This window comes from Streptomyces sp. NPDC088252 (assembly GCF_044740965.1).
Lineage (GTDB): Bacteria > Actinomycetota > Actinomycetes > Streptomycetales > Streptomycetaceae > Streptomyces.
Window position 1 is genome coordinate 561,526 of record NZ_JBIURS010000002.1, and the last position, 21,266, is coordinate 582,791.

Consider the following 21,266-nt stretch of genomic DNA (forward strand, 5'->3'; position numbering starts at 1 on the left):
TTCGAGCGGCGGCTTGCTGGTGCGGCCGACTCAGATGTCGAGGAAGCGGACGTCCTTGGCGTTGCGCTGGATGAACGAGCGCCGCGCCTCGACGTCCTCGCCCATCAGCACCGAGAAGAGGTCGTCGGCCTGCGCCGCGTCGTCCAGCGTGACCTGGCCGAGGACCCGGTGGTCGACGTCCATCGTGGTGACGCGCAGCTCCTCGGCGTTCATCTCGCCGAGGCCCTTGAAGCGCTGGATCGAGTCTTCCTTGATGCGCTTGCCGTTCTGCTTGCCCAGCTCGACCAGAGCGTCGCGCTCACGGTCCGAGTACGCGTACTCGAAGTCGTCCCGGCCCCACTTGATCTTGTAGAGCGGCGGGCGGGAGAGGTAGACGTGCCCGGCCTCGACCAGCGGACGCATGAAGCGGAAGAGGAACGTCAGCAGCAGGGTGTTGATGTGCTGACCGTCGACATCGGCGTCCGCCATCAGAATGATCTTGTGATAGCGGAGCTTCTCGATGTCGAAGTCCTCGTGGACCCCGGTACCGAAGGCCGAGATCAGCGCCTGCACCTCGGTGTTCTGCAGGATCTTGTCGACGCGGGCCTTCTCGACGTTCAGGATCTTGCCCCGGATGGGCAGGATCGCCTGGTACATCGGGTTGCGGCCGGACTTCGCCGAACCACCGGCGGAGTCACCCTCGACGATGAAGATCTCGCACTTCGTCGGGTCGTTGGACTGGCAGTCGCTCAGCTTGCCCGGCAGCGAGGCGCTCTCCAGGAGCCCCTTGCGACGGGTCAGATCGCGCGCCTTGCGGGCCGCGACACGGGCCGTGGCCGCCGCGATCCCCTTGCGGATGATGTCGGCCGCCTCATTGGGATTGCGGTCGAACCAGTCCGTGAGCTGCTCGTGGACGACCTTCTGGACGAAGGTCTTCGCCTCCGTGTTGCCCAGCTTGGTCTTCGTCTGCCCCTCGAACTGCGGCTCGCCCAGCTTCACCGAGATGATCGCCGTCAGACCCTCACGGATGTCGTCACCGGTGAGGTTGTCGTCCTTCTCGCGCAGCAGCTTCTTCTCACGGGCGTACTTGTTGACCAGCGTGGTCAGCGCCGCACGGAAGCCCTCCTCGTGCGTACCGCCCTCGTGCGTGTGGATCGTGTTCGCGAAGGAGTACACACCCTCGCTGTACTGCGTGTTCCACTGCATCGCGATCTCGGCTGAGAGGAGGCGCTCCTTGTCCTCGGCCTCGATGTCGATCACCGACTGGTGAATGACATCGCCCTTGCGCGAGTTCAGGTACTTCACGAAGTCGACGATGCCGCCCTCGTAGTGGTACGTGACCGTGCGGACCTGCTCCGCCTCGGCGCCCTCGGCCACCTCGGCGACCTCGGCACCCAGCGTCGCCTTCGCCGACTCGCGCTCGTCGGTGAGCTTGATGGTCAGGCCCTTGTTGAGGAACGCCATCTCCTGGAAGCGGCGCGACAAGGTCTCGAAGGAGTACTCGGTCGTCTCGAAGATGTCCCCGTCGGCCCAGAAGGTGACGGACGTCCCTGTCTCGTCGGTGGCCTCGTTGCGGGCCAGCGGAGCGGTGGGCACACCGAGCTTGTAGTCCTGGGTCCAGCGGTATCCGTCCGTCCGGACCTCCACGGAGAGACGCGACGACAGCGCGTTCACCACGGAGACACCGACACCGTGCAGACCACCGGAGACGGCATAACCGCCGCCGCCGAACTTGCCGCCGGCGTGCAGGACGGTCAGAACGACCTCGACCGCCGGCTTCTTCTCCGACGGCACGATGCCGACCGGGATACCCCGGCCGTTGTCGATCACACGGACCCCGCCGTCGGCGAGGATCGTGACGTCGATCGTGTCCGCGTGCCCGGCCATCGCCTCGTCGACCGAGTTGTCGACAACCTCTTGCACGAGGTGGTGAAGGCCTCGCTCACCGGTCGAGCCGATGTACATGCCAGGTCGCTTACGGACCGCGTCCAGGCCCTCAAGGACGGTGATCGCGCTGGCGTCGTACGAGGCGGAGACCTCGCCCGAGGCGATGACCTCGCCGCTCTCACCGGGGGTGGACGGAATGTTCTCGTTGGGGTTGCCGGAATCGGCCACGAAGCGCCCTTTCTGGCACAGCACAGGCCGTTCTCCGGGCAAACGGGAGCGGCTGCGTCGTTCGGCTTGTATCGACGACTCCCGCAGGTATGCGGGATTGTCCACCAGTCTACCGGTAGCACTGACACGAATGGGGGTTTGCGGGTACCTGAGTACGCATGTGCCGCCCTGAACCAGCGCCTGACGACTCCCCATATTCAGGAAGGCCCCCCAAGACGTTCAAACGGGCATTGAGCGCTTCGGCCTGTCAACCTCCCGCTACCGTGAGGGACGCCCCACTCCTCCCGTCCGGTTGCAACTACCACATACCGTCACGACTCGGATGCGACGGACAGCGCCGCCGAGAGCCCGGACAGGGCCGGCGCTCCACCCGGAACACCGCCCCACCGCGCTCAGAAACGGGAAGAAGCCCAGCTCACAGACTCAGCCGTACGTATCGCCGGGCCCCGTGCTCCCCGGTGCCCGCAAGGGACCGAACCGACGCTGCGGGCCCCCCGGCCCCAACACCTTGATCAACCTCACCGTGCCCTGTCCCAGATCCGCGTTCAGCCGGGCCACCAGCTGAGGCGCCAGCAACCGCAGCTGCGTCGCCCACGCCGTCGAATCGCACTGCACCGTCAGCACCCGCTCGTCCGGATCCTCGTCGTACCGCAACGGCACACAGTGATTGGCCAGATCCGCGCCGACGATCTGCGGCCAGCGCCCCATCACCCCACCCACCGCCGCGGGCGTCTCCCAGCCACGCTCGGTGATCAGACGATTGATCGCCGCCCCCAGCGGCAGCGGATCACGCCCATCCGCCCGCGCCCCCGAACGCAGCCCACCGCCCCGCCTGGCCTGCTTCTTCTGCTGCGCAGCAGCTCCACGCGCCCGTGCCTGCTCCTTCGCCGCCCGCAACGCCACCCGCGCCAGATCGACGCCCGACGGCTCCGGCTGCCCGCCCTCCTCCGGCCGAGCCTGCGCCGGCTCCCCGGACGCCTCACCACGACCGCTCACAGCCGCTCCACCTCACCTGCGGACACCGCATACCGCGTGCCCGCCAGAACCCCCGGAACGTCGTCGTCCACCGCGGCCGTCACCAGCACCTGCTCACCCGGCGCCACCAACTCCGCCAACCGCTCACGACGACGCGCGTCCAGCTCGGCGAAGACGTCGTCCAGCACCAGCACCGGCTCATTGCCCTCGCCGCGCAACAGCTCGTACGAGGCCAGCCGCAGCGCCAGCGCGTACGACCAGGACTCACCATGGCTCGCATAACCCTTGGCGGGCATGCCGCGCAGCCCCAGCAACAGATCGTCGCGGTGCGGGCCGACCAACGTCACACCCCGCTCGATCTCCTGCTTGCGGACCTCCGCCAGGGCCGCGATCAGCTGCTCGAACAGCTCCTCACGGGTACGCGCCGAATCCACCCCCGCGCCGACCGAACTCCGGTACTCCAACGCCACCGGCCCACCCCCCGGCGCCACATCCGCGTACGCCTTGTCGGCCAGCGGCTGCAGAGTCGCGATCAGATCCAGGCGCTGCGCCAGCAGCTCCGCACCGACCCGGCCCAAATGTTGATCCCACACATCGAGCGTGGACAGATCCATCGACCGGCCACCGTGCCTGCGCGCCATCGCCGCCGACTTCAGCAGGGTGTTGCGCTGCTTCAGCACCCGCTCGTAGTCCGAACGCACACCCGCCATCCGCGGCGAACGCGCCGTGATCAGCTCGTCGAGAAAGCGCCGACGCTCCCCGGGGTCCCCCTTGACCAGCGCCAGGTCCTCCGGGGCGAACAGCACCGTACGCACGATCCCCAGCACATCACGCGGCCTGACCTGCGACGATCTATTGATCCGGGCTCGATTCGCCTTGCCCGGATTGAGCTCCAGCTCGACCAGTTGCGAACGCTCGCCCTGTGTGACCGCGGCTCGGACGACGGCCCGGTCCGCGCCCATCCGCACCAGCGGTGCGTCGGAGGACACCCGGTGGCTGCCGAGCGTCGCGAGATAGCCGACGGCCTCCACCAGATTCGTCTTGCCCTGGCCGTTGGCCCCCACGAAAGCGGTGACGCCCGGATCGAGAGGTACCTCGACCCGGGCGTACGAGCGGAAGTCGGCCAGCGAGAGATGCGTGACATGCATGGGTGTACGCCGACCTTCCCGGCTTCCTGCTCCGTGCTCCGTAGTACGGGTCGGACCCCTCGGCCCGGCCCGCTCCTCGTTCGGCTACTTCTTGCTCTCGACCGCGTGGCCACCGAACTGGTTGCGCAGCGCGGCGATCATCTTCATCTGCGGGGAGTCGTCCTGGCGCGAGGCGAAACGCGCGAAGAGCGACGCTGTGATCGCGGGCAGCGGCACCGCGTTGTCGATCGCGGCCTCGACCGTCCAGCGGCCCTCACCGGAATCGGCGGCGAAACCACGGAGCTTCTCAAGGTGCTCGTCGTCGTCCAGTGCGTTGACCGCCAGGTCGAGCAGCCAGGAACGGATGACCGTACCCTCCTGCCAGGAGCGGAAGACCTCGCGCACATCGGTGACGGAGTCGACCTTCTCCAGGAGCTCCCAGCCCTCGGCGTAGGCCTGCATCATGGCGTACTCGATGCCGTTGTGGACCATCTTCGCGAAGTGACCGGCGCCGACCTTGCCCGCGTGGACGGAGCCGAAGTCGCCCTCGGGCTTCAGCGCGTCGAAGACCGGCTGGACCTTCGCCACGTTCTCGGCGTCGCCGCCGTACATCAGCGCGTAGCCGTTCTCCAGGCCCCAGACACCGCCGGAGACTCCGCAGTCCACGAAGCCGATGCCCTTGATGCCGAGCTCGACCGCGTGCTTCTCGTCGTCCGTCCAGCGGGAATTCCCGCCGTCCACGACGATGTCACCGGGCGAGAGGAGCCCGGCCAGCTCGTCGATGGTGGCCTGGGTCGGGGCACCGGCCGGAACCATCACCCAGACGACCCGGGGGCCCTTCAGCTTGCCCACAAGCTCTTCGAGGCTCTGGACATCCGAGACGTCCGGGTTGCGGTCGTAACCGATGACGGTGTGGCCTGCGCGGCGGATGCGCTCGCGCATGTTGCCGCCCATCTTGCCGAGGCCGACGAGACCGAGCTCCATCAGAGATTCCTTAAGCGTTGTGCCGATTCGTACCCACAGTCGAGCCTACGCCCGGCCGGGGACAGACCGACGGGCATGCTCGGCGCTGAGCGTGCCCGTCGGGACCTGCCGTTGCGGGACCGGTGGCCGGATCAGCCCGAGAGACGCACCGGCATGATCAGGTACTTGTACGTGTCGTCCGCCTCGGCATCCACGGCCGGGCGGCCGCTGAGCAGCGCGGGCTTGGTGGATGTCGTGAACGAGAGCTGGGCGACCGGGGAGTCGATCGCGCTCAGCCCGTCCAGCAGGAAGGTCGGGTTGAAGGCGATCGAGATGTCGTCGCCCTCCAGCACCGCGTCGACCCGCTCCACAGCCTGTGCGTCGTCGCTGGACCCCGCCTCCAGGATCAGCACGCCCTGCTCGAAGCTGAGCCGCACCGGGGTGTTCCGCTCGGCGACGAGGGCCACACGCTTGACGGCCTCGACGAACGGAGCGGTCTCGATGACCGCGACCGAGTTGAACTCGGTGGGGAACAGCGTGCGGTACTTGGGCAGATCGCCTTCCAGCAGTCGCGTGGTCGTACGCCGGCCCGCGCCCTCGAAACCGATCAGCCCCTCACCGGCGCCCGAGCCGGAAAGCGCCAGAGTCACCGTGTCACCGCTGGTCAGCGCCTTGGCGGTGTCCAGCAACGTCTTGGCGGGCACCAGGGCGACGGCCGAGGCATCCGGGTTCTCCGGCTTCCAGAGGAACTCGCGGACCGCGAAGCGGTAGCGGTCGGTGGAGGCCAGGGTGACGGTCTCGCCCTCGATCTCGATCCGCACGCCGGTCAGGACCGGCAGCGTGTCGTCGCGGCCCGCTGCGATGGCGACCTGGGCGGCGGCCGAGGCGAAGACCTCACCGGGGACCGTGCCGGTCGCGGTCGGCATCTCCGGCAGCGCCGGGTACTCCTCCACAGGAAGGGTGTGGAGGGTGAATCGCGAGGAGCCGCAGACCACGGTCGCCCGTACACCGTCTGTGGAAATCTCCACCGGGCGGTTGGGAAGGGCACGGCAGATGTCGGCGAGCAGCCGGCCGGAGACCAGCACCGTGCCGTCCTCCTCGACCTCGGCGTCCACCGAGACCCGGGCCGAGACCTCGTAGTCGAAGCTGGAGAAGCTGAGGGCGCCGTCCTCAGCCTTCAGCAAAAGGCCCGCGAGAACGGGCGCCGGCGGACGGGCCGGGAGGCTACGGGCCACCCAGGCCACAGCCTCCGCGAGTACATCGCGCTCCACCCGGATCTTCACCGGAACCGCCTCCTGCTGTTGCTCGCTCGCCCTGCTGGCCTTCGTCGTCTGATCGGGTCGCCCCGCCGATGAGAGCGGGAGGACGCCGGGGACCAGTCTGACGTACGGCACCGACACTCGGTGCTGCTCGGGGTCAAGTCGCGACAAGAGCTTCGGAGCGCTCCGGCGCCGAGTTGTGCACAGGCTCCACTTCGAAGCGGATTCCGGGCTAACTCTAGGTGGCAGTAGTAGTAGGGCCTGTGGAAACCGTGGATAACGTCGTTTTCCCAGGTCAGGCCCAGTTTTTTGTCCACCGACCCTGTGGGTGGCACCGGTGGACAACCCGGTGGTTCTGTGGACACGCGAAAGTTCTGCACACCCGATGCACAGGGCAGGGGGGTTTCTCCCCAGGGCTGTCCCCAGCTTTACCCAGGTTCCCCACAGCCCAACCGACCTTCTTGGTGTGACGCCTTTCACTCTGCACAGTGAAAGGCGGTGTTGCGTTGCCGAACAGTGGACAGAGGTGTGGAGAAGCTCAACCAAGCTGGGGACAACACAGGCCGGGCTGTGGGCCGCTGGTGGACAACATCATCGGCTCCTTGTGGACGAAGAAGTTGTCCACAGCCTGTGGATCACTGTTGACCACAAATCCCCAAGCCCTTGACCTGGCCTGATGGAGTATCGACAGTCGCCCCTGTGGAAGCAATATGGACAACTTCCCAATCCCCAGGCTGTGGAGGGGGGATTCTCCCCAGATCTGTGGAGAACGGACGGTCGACGGCAGGTATTCGAACACCGCGACCGCGCCGGAGGCCCGGGAACGGGTTTCGGAGGGGGCCGGCGGCGAGGTTCGGGGAGCTCTGGAGGGCGTTTTCGGAGCTCGGGAGGGTCTCAGGAAGCGGCCTGAGGTGCTGAGAGGGCCTTCATGCGGGTTCCGCGGCGGCGTCCGATGGTCCCCAGGGCGGATCTTGGGCGGCTCAGGGAGAGCTCGGGGAAGCCCCGGAGCCGCCCGGGGAGTTCCAGGAAGGCTCCGGGCAGGCTCCGGGTAGGGCAGGCTCCGGGTAGGAGCCGGACAACGCGGAAGGGCGCTCGGAGAGCCCTGTGAGGGATGTCCGAGCGCCCCTGTGGCGCGTACAGAGCGTGTACTGCCGGCCGTCAGCCATTCTTGATGCGGTTGGTGAGCTCGGTGACCTGGTTGTAGATGGAGCGTCGCTCCGCCATCAACGCACGGATCTTCCGGTCCGCGTGCATCACCGTCGTATGGTCGCGACCGCCGAACTGTGCCCCGATCTTGGGCAGTGAGAGATCGGTCAGCTCCCGGCAGAGGTACATGGCGATCTGGCGGGCCGTCACCAGCACGCGGCTGCGCGAGGTTCCGCAGAGATCGTCCACCGTCAGACCGAAGTAGTCGGCGGTCGCCGCCATGATGGCCGTCGCCGTGATCTCCGGAGCCGAGTCCTCGCCCCCCGGAATCAGGTCCTTCAGCACATGCTCGGTCAGCCCGAGGTCCACCGGCTGACGGTTGAGGCTGGCGAAGGCCGTGACCCGGATCAGTGCCCCCTCCAACTCCCTGATGTTCCGGGAGATTCGGGACGCGATGAACTCCAGTACCTCCGGCGGGGCGTTGAGCTGCTCCTGTACCGCCTTCTTGCGGAGGATCGCGATCCGCGTCTCCAGCTCCGGCGGCTGCACATCGGTGGTCAGACCCCACTCGAAACGGTTCCGCAACCGGTCCTCCAGAGTCACCAGCTGCTTGGGCGGCCGGTCGGAGGACAGCACGATCTGCTTGTTCGCGTTGTGGAGCGTATTGAAGGTGTGGAAGAACTCCTCCTGCGTCGATTCCTTGCTCGCCAGGAACTGGATGTCGTCGACGAGCAGGATGTCCACGTCGCGGTAGCGCTTGCGGAAGGTGTCGCCCTTGCCGTCGCGGATCGAGTTGATGAACTCGTTGGTGAACTCCTCGGAGCTCACGTACCGCACCCGCGTGCCCGGGTAGAGGCTGCGGGCGTAGTGCCCGATGGCGTGCAGCAGATGGGTCTTGCCGAGTCCGGACTCCCCATAGATGAAGAGCGGGTTGTACGCCTTCGCGGGTGCCTCGGCCACCGCGACCGCCGCGGCGTGCGCGAACCGGTTGGACGCACCGATGACGAAGGTGTCGAAGAGGTACTTCGGATTCAGCCGTGCCGCCGGCTCACCGGGGCCGGGTGCGGGGGCGGGCTGTGCGCCCATCGGCCCGGTGCCGCCGCCGGGCCGGCCGGTGCCCGCGCCGCCCTGCCGGTGCTGGGGCTCCTGCATGTCGTGGTGCTCGGGGCGCTGCTGTTCGTAGCCCTGGCGCTCGGGCGGCTGCGGCCGGTAGTCGTGCTGCGGCTGCTGGGGGCGGCCGCCGCCGTACGACTCGCGCCACTGCTCCGCGGAGGTGTCGCGGTCCTGGAATCCACCGAGCCGCGGCTGCTGCCAGGAGAGGTCCTCCTGGGCGCGTGGCCACGCACCGGGGTCGGGGCGCTGCTGCTGGTAGTCGGGGTAGGCGGGACGCGCGGTCGGCATGCCGTCGTCCGAGGGCCGGTGCCCGTATCCGTCGTACGCGTCGTTGTGCTGACGCTCGTCGTGCTGCGGTCCCGGATAGCGGTGCTGCTGGGGCTGCTGGGACTGGTGCATCGGAGGCGCGGGCGGTCTCGGAGGCTCGCCTGCGGAGTCGTCGACGGTGATCGCGATGCGGATCGGGCGGCCGCACTCCCGGCTCAGCGTCTCGCTGATGAGCGGCGCGAGCCGGCCCTCCAGGACGCGCTTGCCCCATTCATTGGGTACGGCGAGCAGCGCCGTGTCGGCGACCAGTGCGAGCGGCTGGCAGCGCTCGATCCACTGTTTGTCCTTCGGCTCGATGCCCTGCTGGCCCTCTCCGAGGAGTTGCTCCAGCACGCGTGGCCACACTGCGGCAAGATCGGCAGGTACATCAGCCACAAGGCACGCTCTCTCGCTGGTCCCACGAATGTGTGGTTCTCGGGACGGGATGGGTCGGGATGGGTGAGGACCGGCAGGCAGGAAGAAAAAGAACCGGAGTTCAGCCACGGTAGTCAGGCCGACCCGCGTGGTTCAAGTCGTTGTCCACAGGCTGTGCACAGTGCGGGGTGCTGCGGAGCCGGTTTGACCGGATGGCGTAGCCGCGCGTACCGTGACCAGGTCGAGTTGTCGATGGCTGCTGCCGCCTGCCTCCGATGGGCAAAGATCACGATCTGTGATTGTGAAGCGGTGCACTAGAGCGTTTACGCGAGTTCCTCGTGGGCGCACGGTGACAGCCAGGCGATGTCCCGCCAACACACGAGTCATTTCTGGAGCCCCCGAGTGAGCAAGCGCACCTTCCAGCCGAACAACCGTCGTCGCGCGAAGACCCACGGCTTCCGGCTGCGTATGCGCACCCGAGCCGGCCGCGCGATCCTCGCGTCCCGCCGTGGCAAGGGTCGCGCCAACCTGTCCGCCTGATCGCTTACAGGTCATGACGTGCTGCCTACCGAGAATCGGCTGAGGCGGCGCGAGGACTTCGCGACCGCAGTACGTCGAGGACGCCGGGCCGGCCGCCCGCTACTCGTCGTTCATCTACGCAGCGGTGCAACGGACCCGCACGTGACTGGGGAGAACGCTCCCCCGCCGCGTGCGGGTTTCGTTGTCAGCAAATCCGTGGGTGGAGCGGTTGTGCGCACAGCGGTGAAGCGCAGGCTTCGCCACCTGGTCCGCGAACGGCTGGCCCTGCTGCCCCCCGGTAGCCTGGTTGTCGTACGAGCGTTGCCCGGTGCGGGCGACGCCGACCATGAACAGCTGGCCCGAGACCTGGACGCCGCTCTGCAGCGGCTGCTGGGAGGTGGCGCGCGATGAAGTACCCGCTGCTGGCTCTTATCAAGCTGTACCAGTGGACGATCAGCCCATTTCTCGGGCCTGTCTGCCGTTACTACCCGTCGTGTTCCCACTATGGATATACGGCGATCGACCGGCACGGAGCGATCAAGGGAACTGCGCTGACGGCCTGGCGCATCCTTCGGTGCAATCCGTGGTCACCCGGCGGCGTGGATCACGTTCCGCCACGCAAACGCCCGCGTTGGCACGAACTGCTGCGTAATGCAATACGTGGCAGCAAGGGCGGGGACTCCGTCGTTGATGTGCCTCCCGGGGGGTCGGCTTCCGAACCCCCGAGCCCGGCCGCAGAGACTTCGCCCAAAGCTCAAGGAGCCTGATTAGTGGACACGATTGCCAGTCTGTTCAGCTTTATCACCTGGCCCGTTTCATGGGTCATCGTCCAGTTCCACAAGTTGTACGGAGCGATCTTCGGCGATGACACGGGCTGGGCCTGGGGCCTGTCCATCGTGTCCCTGGTGGTGCTGATCCGGATCTGCCTGATCCCGCTTTTCGTTAAGCAGATCAAGTCGACCCGGAACATGCAGGTGCTCCAGCCGAAGATGAAGGCGATCCAGGAGCGCTACAAGAACGACAAGCAGCGTCAGTCCGAAGAGATGATGAAGCTGTACAAGGAGACAGGCACCAACCCGCTCTCCTCGTGCCTTCCCATCCTGGCGCAGTCGCCGTTCTTCTTCGCCCTGTATCACGTGCTGTCGGCCATCGCCTCGGGCAAGACGATCGGCGTCATCGACCAGCCGCTGCTCGACAGTGCCCGTAAGGCACACATCTTCGGTGCTCCGCTTGCTGCCAAGTTCATGGACAGCGCGTCGGACGTCAGCGCTCTCGGTGCCTCTCTGCTCGACGTCCGGGTCGTCACCGCGGTCATGATCGTGATGATGTCGGCGTCGCAGTTCTTCACCCAGCGCCAGTTGATGACGAAGAACGTCGACCTGACGGTCAAGACGCCGTACATGCAGCAGCAGAAGATGCTGATGTACATCTTCCCCGTGATCTTCGCCGTCATGGGCATCAACTTCCCCGTCGGTGTCCTCGTCTACTGGCTGACCACCAACGTCTGGACCATGGGTCAGCAGATGTACGTGATCAACCAGAACCCGACGCCGGGCAGCAAGGCGCAGGACCAGTACCTGGGACGTCTGCTGAAGAGCGTCACCGCTCACGGTGAAGTCCGTGGCAGGACCAAGCGCAATACGGTGAAGCGGATCGTGTCCAAGGGCCCGGACCGCAATGACATCGAGCGGAAGTTCATCACGGGGCTGGCCAAGCTGGGCCTCGCCGCCCAGGAGGACGGCACGGTGATCAAGAGCGACACGGCTCTTGCCGAGACCGAGGGCGGAGCCGCGGGGCGGCGTCAGCAGCCCAAGCGCCAGACCAAGGCCCAGCGTCAGACCGGTGGCGCCAAGGACGCCGGCTCCACCGAGTCGGGATCCAAGACCTCCCTGCAGAAGCAGGACGGATCGCAGGACGACAAGCCCAAGCCGGAGGGCAAGTCCGCGTCCGGCTCCTCACGCCAAGCCAAGTCCGGACAGCGCAAGGGTCCGCAGCGGCCCAAGCACCCGTCCAAGAAGTAAGAAGGAGTCCATCCGTGACGGAAGGCACCACCTCCACGGCCGCTGAGGGCAGCGACACCTTGACCCGCCTTGAGCAGGAGGGCGAGATCGCAGCGGACTATCTTGAGGGCCTGCTCGACATCGCCGATCTCGACGGCGACATCGACATGGACGTCGAGGCGGACCGGGCCGCGGTTTCGATCATCAGCGATTCGGCACGTGATCTGCAGAAGCTCGTGGGCCGCGACGGTGAGGTGCTGGAGGCGCTCCAGGAGCTGACGCGGCTTGCTGTGCACCGGGAGACCGGTGACCGCAGTCGGCTGATGCTGGACATCGCGGGCTTCCGGGCCAAGAAGCGGGCCGAGCTCGCCGAGCTGGGCGCCAAGGCCGCTGATGAGGTCAAGAGCACCGGTGAGCCGGTGAAGCTGGACCCGATGACGCCGTTCGAGCGCAAGGTCGTGCACGATGCGGTCGCGGCCGCCGGTCTGCGCAGTGAGTCCGAGGGCGAGGAGCCGCAGCGCTTCGTCGTCGTTCTCCCGGCCTGACCGGACCCTTGTTCTGTCGGCCCCGTCTGTTCGCAGGCGGGGCCGATCTTTATCAGCCTGATAGTCAGCCACCCACAGTGCGGTAGTGCGGTATGGAAGGACGGTTCCCGTGACGGCGGAAGTAGAGCTTCCCCAGGCGCCCGAAGGGGCGCGGGCGGTTTTCGGCGATTTCTTCCCGGAGGCTGTCCGGTACGCGGAACTGCTGGCGGATGCCGGGGTGAAGCGCGGGCTGATCGGCCCGCGTGAGGTGCCGCGCCTGTGGGAGCGGCATCTGCTGAACTGCGCGGTGCTTTCCGAGGTCGTGCCCGAAGGGGTCACGGTCTGCGATGTGGGCTCGGGGGCGGGTCTACCGGGTATCCCCTTGGCGCTGGTGCGTCCGGATCTCAAGATCACTTTGTTGGAGCCCCTGCTCCGTCGGACGAACTTCCTCCAGGAAGTCGTCGAACTGTTGGGGCTGGACCATGTGACGGTCGTGCGTGGCCGGGCCGAGGAGGTCCTGGGAACGCTGCAGCCGGTTCACGTGGTGACGGCTCGGGCCGTGGCGCCGCTCGACCGGCTTGCTGGCTGGGGCGTTCCGCTGCTGCGTCCGTACGGGGAGATGCTGGCGCTCAAGGGGGATACCGCCGAGGAGGAGATCGCCGGGGCGCGCGCGGCCCTGAGTAAGCTCGGTGTGGTGGAGACCGAGGTGCTGCATGTCGGAGAGGGCATCGTCGATCCGATGTCCACGGTGGTGCGTGTGGTGGTCGGCGAGAGCCCGGGTGGTGTGAGGTTCGCCGCAAAGAGGGCCAAGGCCGCGAGGACGAGCCGTACGCGGCGGCGCCGCTGACCCGCTTGGTCGCGCTGTGGGCTCAACCACTACGTACGGTTTGTGCCGTCTGTTGGTAATGATCCCGGCAAGTAGCCTTACATGCCCCGTGCGGAGTGTCGTGCCCCTGTAGCTACGCTGCAGGGGCATCGTGTTTCACGTGAAACGTCGCTCTCTGCTGCATGGGATCATCAGCCGCGGTCGTGCGGCTGCCGCACCGCGGCATCGCGGGCCCGATAGGACTACGGAGTTGTCCACAGAAGTGGATTCATCCACAGAAGAGCGGGCCTCGCTGGTTCACGACCCCGAAAGCATGGCAGGCTCTGTTCATTGCGAGCCTGAAGTCGAGGAGAGTGAATCCTTGCGGTCCGACGCCAACATTGCGGGACCGATGACCGATCCGGTCCCCGGTCCCCGAACCGAATCGGCGGGGGAGGGTGTTTCACGTGAAACACCGCCGCCGATGGACGACACACCCATCGGTCGCGCGGCCCAGCTGGCGGTCGAGGCCCTTGGCCGCGCCGGCGAGGGCCTGCCTCGTCCTGACCGGACGCGCGTCATGGTGGTGGCCAATCAAAAGGGCGGGGTGGGCAAGACGACCACGACGGTCAACCTTGCCGCCTCGCTCGCGCTCCACGGTGCACGCGTTCTGGTGGTCGATCTTGACCCGCAGGGCAATGCCTCTACAGCTCTGGGCATCGATCACCATGCCGAAGTTCCCTCCATCTATGACGTCCTGGTGGAGAGCAGGCCGCTCTCCGAGGTGGTCCAGCCTGTCCCGGACGTCGAAGGCCTCTTCTGCGCCCCCGCCACCATCGATCTCGCCGGTGCGGAGATCGAGCTGGTGTCGCTGGTGGCGCGGGAGAGTCGACTGCAGCGGGCGATCCAGGCGTACGAGCAGCCGCTGGACTACATCCTGATCGACTGTCCACCGTCTCTCGGTCTACTGACGGTCAATGCCATGGTCGCCGGTGCCGAGGTACTGATTCCCATCCAGTGCGAGTACTACGCCCTGGAAGGACTGGGGCAGTTGCTGCGCAATGTGGACCTGGTGCGGGGCCATCTCAACCCCGCTCTGCATGTGTCGACGATCCTGCTCACCATGTATGACGGCCGGACCAGGCTCGCTTCGCAGGTTGCGGAGGAGGTGCGCAGCCACTTCGGCAAAGAGGTGTTGCGGACGAGCATTCCGCGGTCGGTACGGATCTCGGAGGCACCGAGCTATGGGCAGACCGTGCTGACCTATGACCCGGGTTCGAGCGGGTCGCTCTCGTACCTCGAAGCGGCGCGTGAGATCGCCCTGCGGGGTGTCGGTGTCCAGTACGAGGCCCAGCATGCCCACACGGGCAATGGGAACAGTCAGCAGAGCATTTCGGAGGGGATTCAGTGAGCGAGCGTCGAAGAGGGTTGGGGCGTGGGCTGGGTGCCCTGATCCCCGCCGCTCCCCAGGAGAAGCAGGTGCCGTCCACGGGGGCGGGTTCAGTGTCTCCTGGGGCGGGTCCTGTCTTGACGGCAGAGCGGGGGGTGGCCGCTGCGAAGGTGACCGCTCTCGCGTCCGCGCCGGTTGTGTCGGAGCCGAGTGCGTCGGTTGGGGCACCCGAAGCCGGCGTGGAGTCGGCAGGAGCTGCCGGTGCGTACTTTGCCGAGGTTCCACTCGGCTCCATCACTCCGAATCCGCGTCAGCCCCGTGAGGTGTTCGACGAGGACGCACTTGCCGAGCTGGTGACCTCCATCAAGGAGGTGGGTCTTCTCCAGCCAGTGGTTGTGCGGAAGACGGGTCCGGATCGCTATGAGCTCATCATGGGTGAGCGTCGCTGGAGGGCCTGCCGTGAGGCGGGTCTGGAACGGATCCCGTCCATCGTCCGGGACACGGACGACGAGAAGCTTCTCCTGGACGCGCTCCTGGAGAATCTTCACCGGGCTCAGTTGAACCCCTTGGAGGAAGCGGCTGCGTACGACCAGCTGCTCAAAGACTTCAAGTGCACGCATGACCAGCTGGCCGACCGGATCGGGCGTTCGCGCCCTCAGGTGTCCAACACGCTGCGTCTGCTGAGGCTGTCGCCTCCGGTTCAGCGCAGGGTTGCGGCCGGGGTTCTGTCGGCCGGTCATGCGCGGGCGCTGCTGTCCGTGGACGACTCGGAGGAGCAGGACAGGCTGGCGCATCGCATCGTGGCCGAAGGGCTGTCGGTGCGGGCTGTCGAAGAGATCGTGACTCTCATGGGGTCCAGGTCCACGAGTCCCACCAAGCCCAAGGGGCCCCGAGCCGGTGGCCGGGTGTCGCCAGCACTGACTGATCTTGCCTCCCGACTGTCGGATCGCTTCGAGACCCGGGTGAAGGTCGACCTCGGACAGAAGAAGGGAAAGATCGTCGTCGAGTTCGCGTCGATGGAGGATCTGGACCGCATCCTCGGCAGCCTGGCACCGGGTGAGGGGCGAGTGCTGGATCAGGGACCGTCCGACGATCCCGCTGACGGTGACAAGGGCTGACCTCTGTCGGATGGGCTGAGGGGCGGGCTGTGTCCGGGTGCATACCGGAACACGGCCCGCCCTTTGCTTTCTCTCGGTGTCGGCTTCATCTCTGGGTGGATACGATGCGTTCTGGTATGGCACATCCGGCTTGAGTCAACTCGGCGGAGGGAGGGCCATGCGATCAGTGAGCCGCAGCCGACTGGTGACAGTAGGGCTGGGCCTGGGGGCTGTCGGAGGGTTCTTCGGCAGCCTGCTCCTCGAACGGAGTGCACTGACTGCCGTACGCGATACGGCGGGCGAAGGAAGCGAGGAACAGCCTTCATGGGGCGTCGGCTCGTACCGCTCACACTGGACAACCTTTCCGATCTCCCCAGGCGCTGCCGCTCGTGTGTCTTCTGGGAGCTTGATCCGGTCAGCGGGGATGCTGCGGTAAAAGCAGGAAGGCCCGAGCTGGAGAAAGAGGCCTGGATCTCGGCCGTTCTGCTGGAGTGGGGCTCCTGCGGTCGCGTCGTCTATGTCGACGATGTGCCGGTGGGGTTCGTTCTCTATGCGCCGCCGGCCTATGTGCCGCGCTCGACGGCTTTTCCGACGAGTCCCGTCTCCTCCGATGCCGTGCAGCTGATGACTGCCTGGATCGTGCCGGGTTACCAGGGACAGGGTCTGGGGCGGGTCATGGTGCAGACCGTCGCCAAGGATCTCCTGCGTCGGGGATTCAAGGCGATCGAGGCCTTCGGGGATGCCCGGTGGAAGGAACCCGCCTGTGTGCTGCCCGCGGATCATCTGCTGGCGGTGGGCTTCAAGACCGTACGGCCGCATCCCGCTTATCCACGGCTGAGACTGGAGCTGCGTACGACGCTTTCCTGGAAGGAAGACGTTGAGCTGGCGCTGGACCGGTTGCTGGGTGCCGTCCAGAAGGAACCGGCGCTGCGGCCGCTGTGACCGAAGGACAAACGTGAAACGGGTCCATCCCCCCGAGGGATGGACCCGTTTCACGTGAAACAGAGGACCGCGGTCCTACTCGCCGATGAAGCCTTCGAGGTCGCGGAGGATCGCGGCCTTCGGCTTGGCGCCGACGATGGTCTTGGCGACCTCGCCGCCCTGGTAGACGTTCAGGGTCGGGATGGACATGACGCCGTACTTGGCGGCCGTGGCCGGGTTCTCGTCGATGTTGAGCTTGACGATCTCGATCTGGTCGCCGTGCTCGGCAGCGATGGCCTCCAGCGACGGCGCGATCTGGCGGCAGGGACCGCACCAAGCGGCCCAGAAGTCCACCAGTACGGGCTTCTCGCTCTTCAGGACGACCTCGTCGAAGGAGTCGTCGGTCACGTTCTTCAGGGCGCCGGCCACGGCGGCCTCCTTAACTACTTGGGGTGTGGGGTGGTGAGAGAGTCGTGGGTCAGACGGTGGCCGCAGCGGCCTTCTCGTCATCAGCGAGCGCAGCGAGGAAGCGTTCGGCGTCGAGAGCGGCCGAGCAGCCCGTACCGGCAGCGGTGATGGCCTGCCTGTAGGTGTGGTCGACTACGTCACCGGCGCCGAAGACACCGGTCAGGTTGGTGCGTGTCGAGGGGGCGTCGACCTTGAGGTAGCCCTCGTCGTCGAGGTCGAGCTGGCCCTTGAAGAGCTCGGTGCGCGGGTCGTGGCCCACAGCGATGAACAGCCCGGTCACCGCGAGCTCCGATGTCTCGCCGGTCTTGGTGTTCCGCAGGGTCAGACCGGACAGCTTCTGCTCACCGTGGACCCCGGCAACCTCGCTGTCCCAGGCAAACTTGATCTTCGGGTCGGCGAAGGCGCGGTCCTGCATGGCCTTGGAGGCCCGCAGCGAGTCACGGCGGTGGACGATGGTGACCGACTTGGCGAAGCGGGAGAGGAAGGTCGCCTCCTCCATCGCGGTGTCACCACCGCCGACCACGGCGATGTCCTGGTCCTTGAAGAAGAAGCCGTCACAGGTGGCACACCAGGAGACGCCCCGACCGGAGAGCGCATCCTCGTTGGGCAGGCCCAGCTTGCGGTGCTGGGAGCCGGTCGTCACGATCACGGCCTTGGCGCGGTGCACCGTCCCGGCCGTGTCGGTCACCGTCTTGATGTCTCCGGTGAGGTCCACGGAGACGACATCGTCGGGGACGAGCTCGGCGCCGAAGCGCTCCGCCTGGGCGCGCATGTTGTCCATGAGCTCGGGGCCCATGATCCCGTCCTGGAAGCCCGGGAAGTTCTCCACGTCGGTGGTGTTCATCAGCGCGCCACCGGCGGTGACGGCGCCCTCGAACACCAGCGGCTTCAGTGAGGCGCGTGCGGTGTAAAGGGCGGCCGTGTAGCCCGCGGGGCCGGAGCCGATGATGATCACGTTACGGACGTCGCTCACGGGTTTCTTCCTCGTCTCTGCAGACTGCCTACTGTCCACGCCTACTGGGGCCGGTTCAACGACTCTCACCCCACCCAACGGATCCTACGGGGGATGCATTCCCGCCGTGCCGAGCGGCGTACGGCGCGATTCTCAAGGGCGCGTGTAGGCGCGGGTCAGCAGCAGTTTCCCCTTGACGGCGGGCTTCTCCCCGACGCAGGCCGCGTCGACGACATACGCCTGGACACGCGTCGCGTCGGACGGGTGCGGCAGCACGACCAGGAAGGCATGCTTTCCTTCGTAGCTGCCTTCTTCCATGCCGAGGGCCGCGGCCTTCCGCCCGATGCCCTGCTCCACACAGGGCGGGATGGACACGGTGGGTGCGCGCAGTGGGGTCTGGGGCGACTCGGACCCGGCGGAGGCGGTCTTGGGCGTCGAGTGCGCCCCGGTGGACGGCGTCTGCTCCTCGGCTCCCACACCGTCTGCCGACTTCGACGGCTTCGAGCCGGTGCTCAGAAGAAGCGCGTGTACCTGGTCCTCAAGAGTGGACTCCGAGAACGTCCCTCCGCCGTTCTCCCCGGCGCTGGAACTGCGGTCCGCTGCTTTGAGGCTCCCGGAATTCTGGGACGGATGGACGTTCTGCAGCAGGAAGACGCTCACACCGACCACGGCCGCGCCGAGAGCGGCCCCGAGCATGGCTGTGCGACGACGGCGCCGGAGCGGCCGGCGGCCGGGGCCGGTGGTCGCCCGGGGGCGCCCTGCGGGACGGTCCGAGAGGCTGGGCTCTGCCTTCGGCCTCTCCGCTGCCAGCGGCTCTGTTTCACGTGAAACATGCAGCGAGCCGGATGGTGGCGTGGTGCCGAGAGCCGCTTCGGCGGCGAGTGCGGCGTCGATACGGTCCACGATGTCGTCCGGCATGCGCTGCGGCATGGGCACGGTGCCGAGTAGCTCGCGGATTTCCATGAGAGAGGCATGGACCTCACCGCAGAGTGCGCAGCCGTCCACATGGTCGCGTACCTCTGTCGCCCGTGATGGTGGGAGCAGCTCCTCCGTCAGGTCGGAGATCTCCGTGACATCCGGATGCTGGGTCGTGTCGGCCGTTGAAGTCATGTGCGCCCACCTCCGCCCTTCGCTGAAGCGGGATCGCTTGTGGCCGCGTCTCTCGGCCCCGATGCCGGTGGGACGGATGTACGCGGCGTCCGGTTCCTTGTGGCCGACTCGTCGGCTCCCGCGACCTCGCTGCGCAGATGAGTGAGCAGCGGCGCCAGCCGGGCCCGCCCCCGCGCGCAGCGGCTCTTCACGGTGCCTGTCGGTACGTCGAGAATGCGTGCTGCCTCGGCCACGGGATAGCCCTGCATGTCCACTAGGACGAGTGCGGCCCGCTGCTCGGCGGGCAGGGTGGCGAGCGCGGCCAGGAGCTCGCGGTGGAGGTCCTGGCGCTCCGCCGGTGCCTCCGCTGATTCATGCGGTTCCAAGAGCTGCTCGAACCGTTCGGTGTCATCGATCGGCGCGGTCCTGCGGCTGGCCGCCTTGCGGACCCGGTCGAGGCAGGCGTTGACCGTGATGCGGTGCAGCCAGGTGGTGACGGCGGACTGACCGCGGAAGGTATGGGCGGCCCTGAAGGCGGAGACAAGGGCGTCCTGAACGGCGTCCGCAGCCTCCTCGCGGTCCCCCAGGGTCCGTATCGCCACGGCCCACAGCCGGTCGCGGTGGCGCCGTACGAGCTCACCGAAGGCGTCCGGTTCACCGGCCACATGGCGAGCGAGGAGGTCTGAGTCGCTAGAGTCGGGTTCTAAGGATTCAGCAGCCACGCGATACCCCTAAATGCCTAAAAGTAACTTCACCTCGGGCTTTCGCGAAGTGGGTCGTCCAAGGCTTGATCAGGAAAGCGGAAGGTGCCCCTGATCGGAAAACTCCATGGTCAGGTGGACCTTGCCAAGCAGCCGCCGGTGGCGTGTGCTGTCGGGCGGCTGCCGGGACTAGGGTGACGCCGTGGCCGAGGGCCTTGAGCTGGCGGGTGAGGCCGCGGCTCTTGCGGCCCGGGTCGAGGTTGTGGGTATGGAAGTGGGTGCCGATACCGAGGCTGAACACCATACCAATGGCTGCTGACAGGCACGTTTTCACCGGAGTTGGTGGACCGGGTGCTCGCTGAGTGCGGCCGCTCTGGCCTGCGCGCTCGGCTGCTGACGCCGCGGGTGGTGGCGCTGGCTCGAGTGTGGCACCCACGCCGTCACCGCAGCCCTGGGACCGCTGTCGTCCTCCGAACCGGCCCTGGCTCGTGGGCTGTTCGGTCATCTCGGCGAGGGGGATCCGTTGCTGGACGACCGTGGGTTCACCGGGGGTGGAGCTGTGGCGGGCGGGCTCGGCCGGCGGCGCGGACCTGCTGCGGCGGACTTGCTCGCATCAGATCCTGCCGGCGCGCGAGGAACTTTCCGACAGCTCGTACCTGTCGGAGATCGTCGTCACGAAGGACCGTAAGCGCGCCGATCCCACGTCCTTCAGCCACCGGTATTGACGCTAAGCAGTGACGCCGCCGCAACGACGGTCCAAAGGCTGTTCCCTTCGGCCGCTCTGACACACCTTCCGCGTTCGCTCACTCGGGGCGGACGCGGGTACGAGCATGGAAACGGGACTGCATCATGGGGTCTGTTCACATTTGGGTGTACGCTGACGAGCGCCGAAAATGATCTTGAAATGGGGAGTCAATGCTTTTTGTCCGTAAGGCACTTGTCACTGCTTCAGTAGCGATATCGGCCGTTGCCAGCGCCTTTGTCGCGGCTTCTCCGGCGAGCGCATCGGTCTGGACCGACTCATCCAGCAGCACCAGCTGTGACTCCCAGTGCCTGGTTCTCTTCTACAACACCGGATACGCGGGCTCGTACACGAGGTTCAGCTCCACCGGTACCGGCAGCGAGGGAATCCGCGACTTGGCCGCGTACACCTTCCTGGGCTCCGGTTCCGGGCAGGGAATGAGCCTGAAGAACCACGCGGCCTCGGCGAAGGCGCGTATCTGGAGTATCGACTCCAGCGTGACGATCTACTACAACAGCGGCTACGCAGGCCCTTGCGACAAGCTCCACACGAACGAACGGCCGGCTGCCTACCAGCTCTCGAAGACGTACAACAACAACGCGTCGGTGCTCTTCCGGAGCGCGAAGGTCAGCCAGGGCTGCGTCAACTTCAGCTGACCAGGGTCATGCATTCGGGGCGGACGTGTTCCATACGGCCGCCC

At 66.8% G+C, this 21,266-nt stretch carries 21 protein-coding genes; 11 read left to right on the forward strand and 10 right to left on the reverse strand.

The annotated features are described in order from the left end of the window. Window positions 1–30: 30 nt before the first annotated feature. The 6 genes from gyrB to dnaA form a co-directional block, all read right to left on the reverse strand. Window positions 31–2,118: a DNA topoisomerase (ATP-hydrolyzing) subunit B gene (gene gyrB, locus ACIOHC_RS06325; RefSeq protein WP_351072253.1), complete on the reverse strand. Its 2,088-nt coding sequence runs from the start codon at window positions 2,116–2,118 to the stop codon at window positions 31–33. Between the two features lie 399 nt (window positions 2,119–2,517). After that, entirely contained in the window at window positions 2,518–3,090 is a 573-nt protein-coding gene (locus tag ACIOHC_RS06330; protein ID WP_351072256.1) for a DciA family protein, read from the reverse strand. After that, the gene (recF, locus tag ACIOHC_RS06335) at window positions 3,087–4,217 is read right to left on the reverse strand and encodes a DNA replication/repair protein RecF (RefSeq protein ID WP_365689437.1); all 1,131 of its coding nucleotides are present in this window, start codon (window positions 4,215–4,217) and stop codon (window positions 3,087–3,089) included. Before recF ends, ACIOHC_RS06330 begins: the two co-directional genes overlap by 4 nt. Window positions 4,218–4,301: 84 nt before the next feature. Next, entirely contained in the window at window positions 4,302–5,180 is an 879-nt protein-coding gene (gene gnd / locus ACIOHC_RS06340; RefSeq protein WP_351072263.1) for a phosphogluconate dehydrogenase (NAD(+)-dependent, decarboxylating), read from the reverse strand. A gap of 131 nt (window positions 5,181–5,311) precedes the next feature. Next, window positions 5,312–6,442: a DNA polymerase III subunit beta gene (gene dnaN, locus ACIOHC_RS06345; protein ID WP_351072338.1), complete on the reverse strand. Its 1,131-nt coding sequence runs from the start codon at window positions 6,440–6,442 to the stop codon at window positions 5,312–5,314. 1,134 nt (window positions 6,443–7,576) lie between these two features. Further along, window positions 7,577–9,379 (reverse strand): chromosomal replication initiator protein DnaA, encoded by a 1,803-nt coding sequence (gene dnaA / locus ACIOHC_RS06350; protein WP_389636026.1) that lies wholly within the window; start codon window positions 9,377–9,379, stop codon window positions 7,577–7,579. Window positions 9,380–9,760: 381 nt separating this feature from the next. Between dnaA and rpmH the strand changes: the two genes are divergently transcribed. The 9 genes from rpmH to ACIOHC_RS06395 all read left to right on the forward strand — a co-directional run bounded on the left by rpmH (window position 9,761) and on the right by ACIOHC_RS06395 (window position 16,635). Next, window positions 9,761–9,898 carry a 50S ribosomal protein L34 gene (gene rpmH / locus ACIOHC_RS06355; RefSeq protein WP_030930485.1) on the forward strand — a complete coding sequence of 46 codons (138 nt, stop codon included), beginning with the start codon at window positions 9,761–9,763 and terminating at the stop codon, window positions 9,896–9,898. Between the two features lie 18 nt (window positions 9,899–9,916). Beyond that, window positions 9,917–10,288 carry a ribonuclease P protein component gene (gene rnpA / locus ACIOHC_RS06360; protein ID WP_351072269.1) on the forward strand — a complete coding sequence of 124 codons (372 nt, stop codon included), beginning with the start codon at window positions 9,917–9,919 and terminating at the stop codon, window positions 10,286–10,288. Beyond that, the gene (gene yidD / locus ACIOHC_RS06365) at window positions 10,285–10,644 is read left to right on the forward strand and encodes a membrane protein insertion efficiency factor YidD (RefSeq protein WP_351072271.1); all 360 of its coding nucleotides are present in this window, start codon (window positions 10,285–10,287) and stop codon (window positions 10,642–10,644) included. Before rnpA ends, yidD begins: the two co-directional genes overlap by 4 nt. A gap of 3 nt (window positions 10,645–10,647) precedes the next feature. Next, on the forward strand, window positions 10,648–11,898 hold the full coding sequence (gene yidC / locus ACIOHC_RS06370) for a membrane protein insertase YidC (RefSeq protein ID WP_365689436.1): 1,251 nt from the start codon (window positions 10,648–10,650) through the stop codon (window positions 11,896–11,898). 14 nt (window positions 11,899–11,912) lie between these two features. Then, on the forward strand, window positions 11,913–12,422 hold the full coding sequence (locus tag ACIOHC_RS06375) for a R3H domain-containing nucleic acid-binding protein (RefSeq protein WP_114245516.1): 510 nt from the start codon (window positions 11,913–11,915) through the stop codon (window positions 12,420–12,422). Window positions 12,423–12,531: 109 nt separating this feature from the next. Continuing rightward, window positions 12,532–13,248: a 16S rRNA (guanine(527)-N(7))-methyltransferase RsmG gene (gene rsmG, locus ACIOHC_RS06380; protein ID WP_351072276.1), complete on the forward strand. Its 717-nt coding sequence runs from the start codon at window positions 12,532–12,534 to the stop codon at window positions 13,246–13,248. A gap of 292 nt (window positions 13,249–13,540) precedes the next feature. After that, a complete protein-coding gene (locus ACIOHC_RS06385) occupies window positions 13,541–14,617 on the forward strand; it encodes a ParA family protein (RefSeq protein WP_351072340.1) in 1,077 nt (358 codons plus the stop codon). After that, window positions 14,614–15,714 carry a ParB/RepB/Spo0J family partition protein gene (locus ACIOHC_RS06390; RefSeq protein WP_351072279.1) on the forward strand — a complete coding sequence of 367 codons (1,101 nt, stop codon included), beginning with the start codon at window positions 14,614–14,616 and terminating at the stop codon, window positions 15,712–15,714. The genes ACIOHC_RS06385 and ACIOHC_RS06390 overlap by 4 nt, the downstream gene beginning before the upstream one ends. Before the next feature lie 303 nt (window positions 15,715–16,017). After that, a complete protein-coding gene (locus tag ACIOHC_RS06395) occupies window positions 16,018–16,635 on the forward strand; it encodes a GNAT family N-acetyltransferase (RefSeq protein ID WP_351072282.1) in 618 nt (205 codons plus the stop codon). A 75-nt stretch (window positions 16,636–16,710) separates the two neighbouring features. On the opposite strand, the gene trxA is transcribed toward ACIOHC_RS06395, so the two are convergent. The 4 genes from trxA to sigM all read right to left on the reverse strand — a co-directional run bounded on the left by trxA (window position 16,711) and on the right by sigM (window position 19,845). Then, complete coding sequence (gene trxA, locus ACIOHC_RS06400) at window positions 16,711–17,043, reverse strand: thioredoxin (RefSeq protein ID WP_351072285.1); 333 nt, start codon at window positions 17,041–17,043, stop codon at window positions 16,711–16,713. Window positions 17,044–17,092: 49 nt separating this feature from the next. Further along, a complete protein-coding gene (trxB, locus tag ACIOHC_RS06405) occupies window positions 17,093–18,055 on the reverse strand; it encodes a thioredoxin-disulfide reductase (RefSeq protein ID WP_365689435.1) in 963 nt (320 codons plus the stop codon). Window positions 18,056–18,187: 132 nt separating this feature from the next. Continuing rightward, the gene (locus ACIOHC_RS06410) at window positions 18,188–19,144 is read right to left on the reverse strand and encodes a hypothetical protein (protein ID WP_401841670.1); all 957 of its coding nucleotides are present in this window, start codon (window positions 19,142–19,144) and stop codon (window positions 18,188–18,190) included. After that, window positions 19,141–19,845: an RNA polymerase sigma factor SigM gene (gene sigM, locus ACIOHC_RS06415; RefSeq protein ID WP_351072293.1), complete on the reverse strand. Its 705-nt coding sequence runs from the start codon at window positions 19,843–19,845 to the stop codon at window positions 19,141–19,143. The genes ACIOHC_RS06410 and sigM overlap by 4 nt, the downstream gene beginning before the upstream one ends. A gap of 530 nt (window positions 19,846–20,375) precedes the next feature. Between sigM and ACIOHC_RS06420 the strand changes: the two genes are divergently transcribed. Together ACIOHC_RS06420 and ACIOHC_RS06425 are read left to right on the forward strand one after the other, a co-directional pair. Then, the gene (locus ACIOHC_RS06420; protein ID WP_365689433.1) at window positions 20,376–20,549 is read left to right on the forward strand and encodes a hypothetical protein; all 174 of its coding nucleotides are present in this window, start codon (window positions 20,376–20,378) and stop codon (window positions 20,547–20,549) included. Between the two features lie 190 nt (window positions 20,550–20,739). Beyond that, window positions 20,740–21,222: a hypothetical protein gene (locus ACIOHC_RS06425; RefSeq protein ID WP_351072294.1), complete on the forward strand. Its 483-nt coding sequence runs from the start codon at window positions 20,740–20,742 to the stop codon at window positions 21,220–21,222. Window positions 21,223–21,266: the final 44 nt, after the last annotated feature.

What these genes read in the sequence shown, in the direction of transcription:
- recF (WP_365689437.1), bottom strand. Translation starts at nt 4,217, where the DNA reads ATGCATGTCACGCATCTCTCGCTGGCCGACTTCCGCTCGTACGCCCGG.
- gnd (WP_351072263.1), bottom strand. Translation starts at nt 5,180, where the DNA reads ATGGAGCTCGGTCTCGTCGGCCTCGGCAAGATGGGCGGCAACATGCGC.
- yidD (WP_351072271.1), top strand. Translation starts at nt 10,285, where the DNA reads ATGAAGTACCCGCTGCTGGCTCTTATCAAGCTGTACCAGTGGACGATC.
- ACIOHC_RS06385 (WP_351072340.1), top strand. Translation starts at nt 13,541, where the DNA reads ATGGCAGGCTCTGTTCATTGCGAGCCTGAAGTCGAGGAGAGTGAATCC.
- ACIOHC_RS06395 (WP_351072282.1), top strand. Translation starts at nt 16,018, where the DNA reads ATGGGGCGTCGGCTCGTACCGCTCACACTGGACAACCTTTCCGATCTC.
- ACIOHC_RS06410 (WP_401841670.1), bottom strand. Translation starts at nt 19,144, where the DNA reads ATGACTTCAACGGCCGACACGACCCAGCATCCGGATGTCACGGAGATC.
- ACIOHC_RS06425 (WP_351072294.1), top strand. Translation starts at nt 20,740, where the DNA reads ATGCTTTTTGTCCGTAAGGCACTTGTCACTGCTTCAGTAGCGATATCG.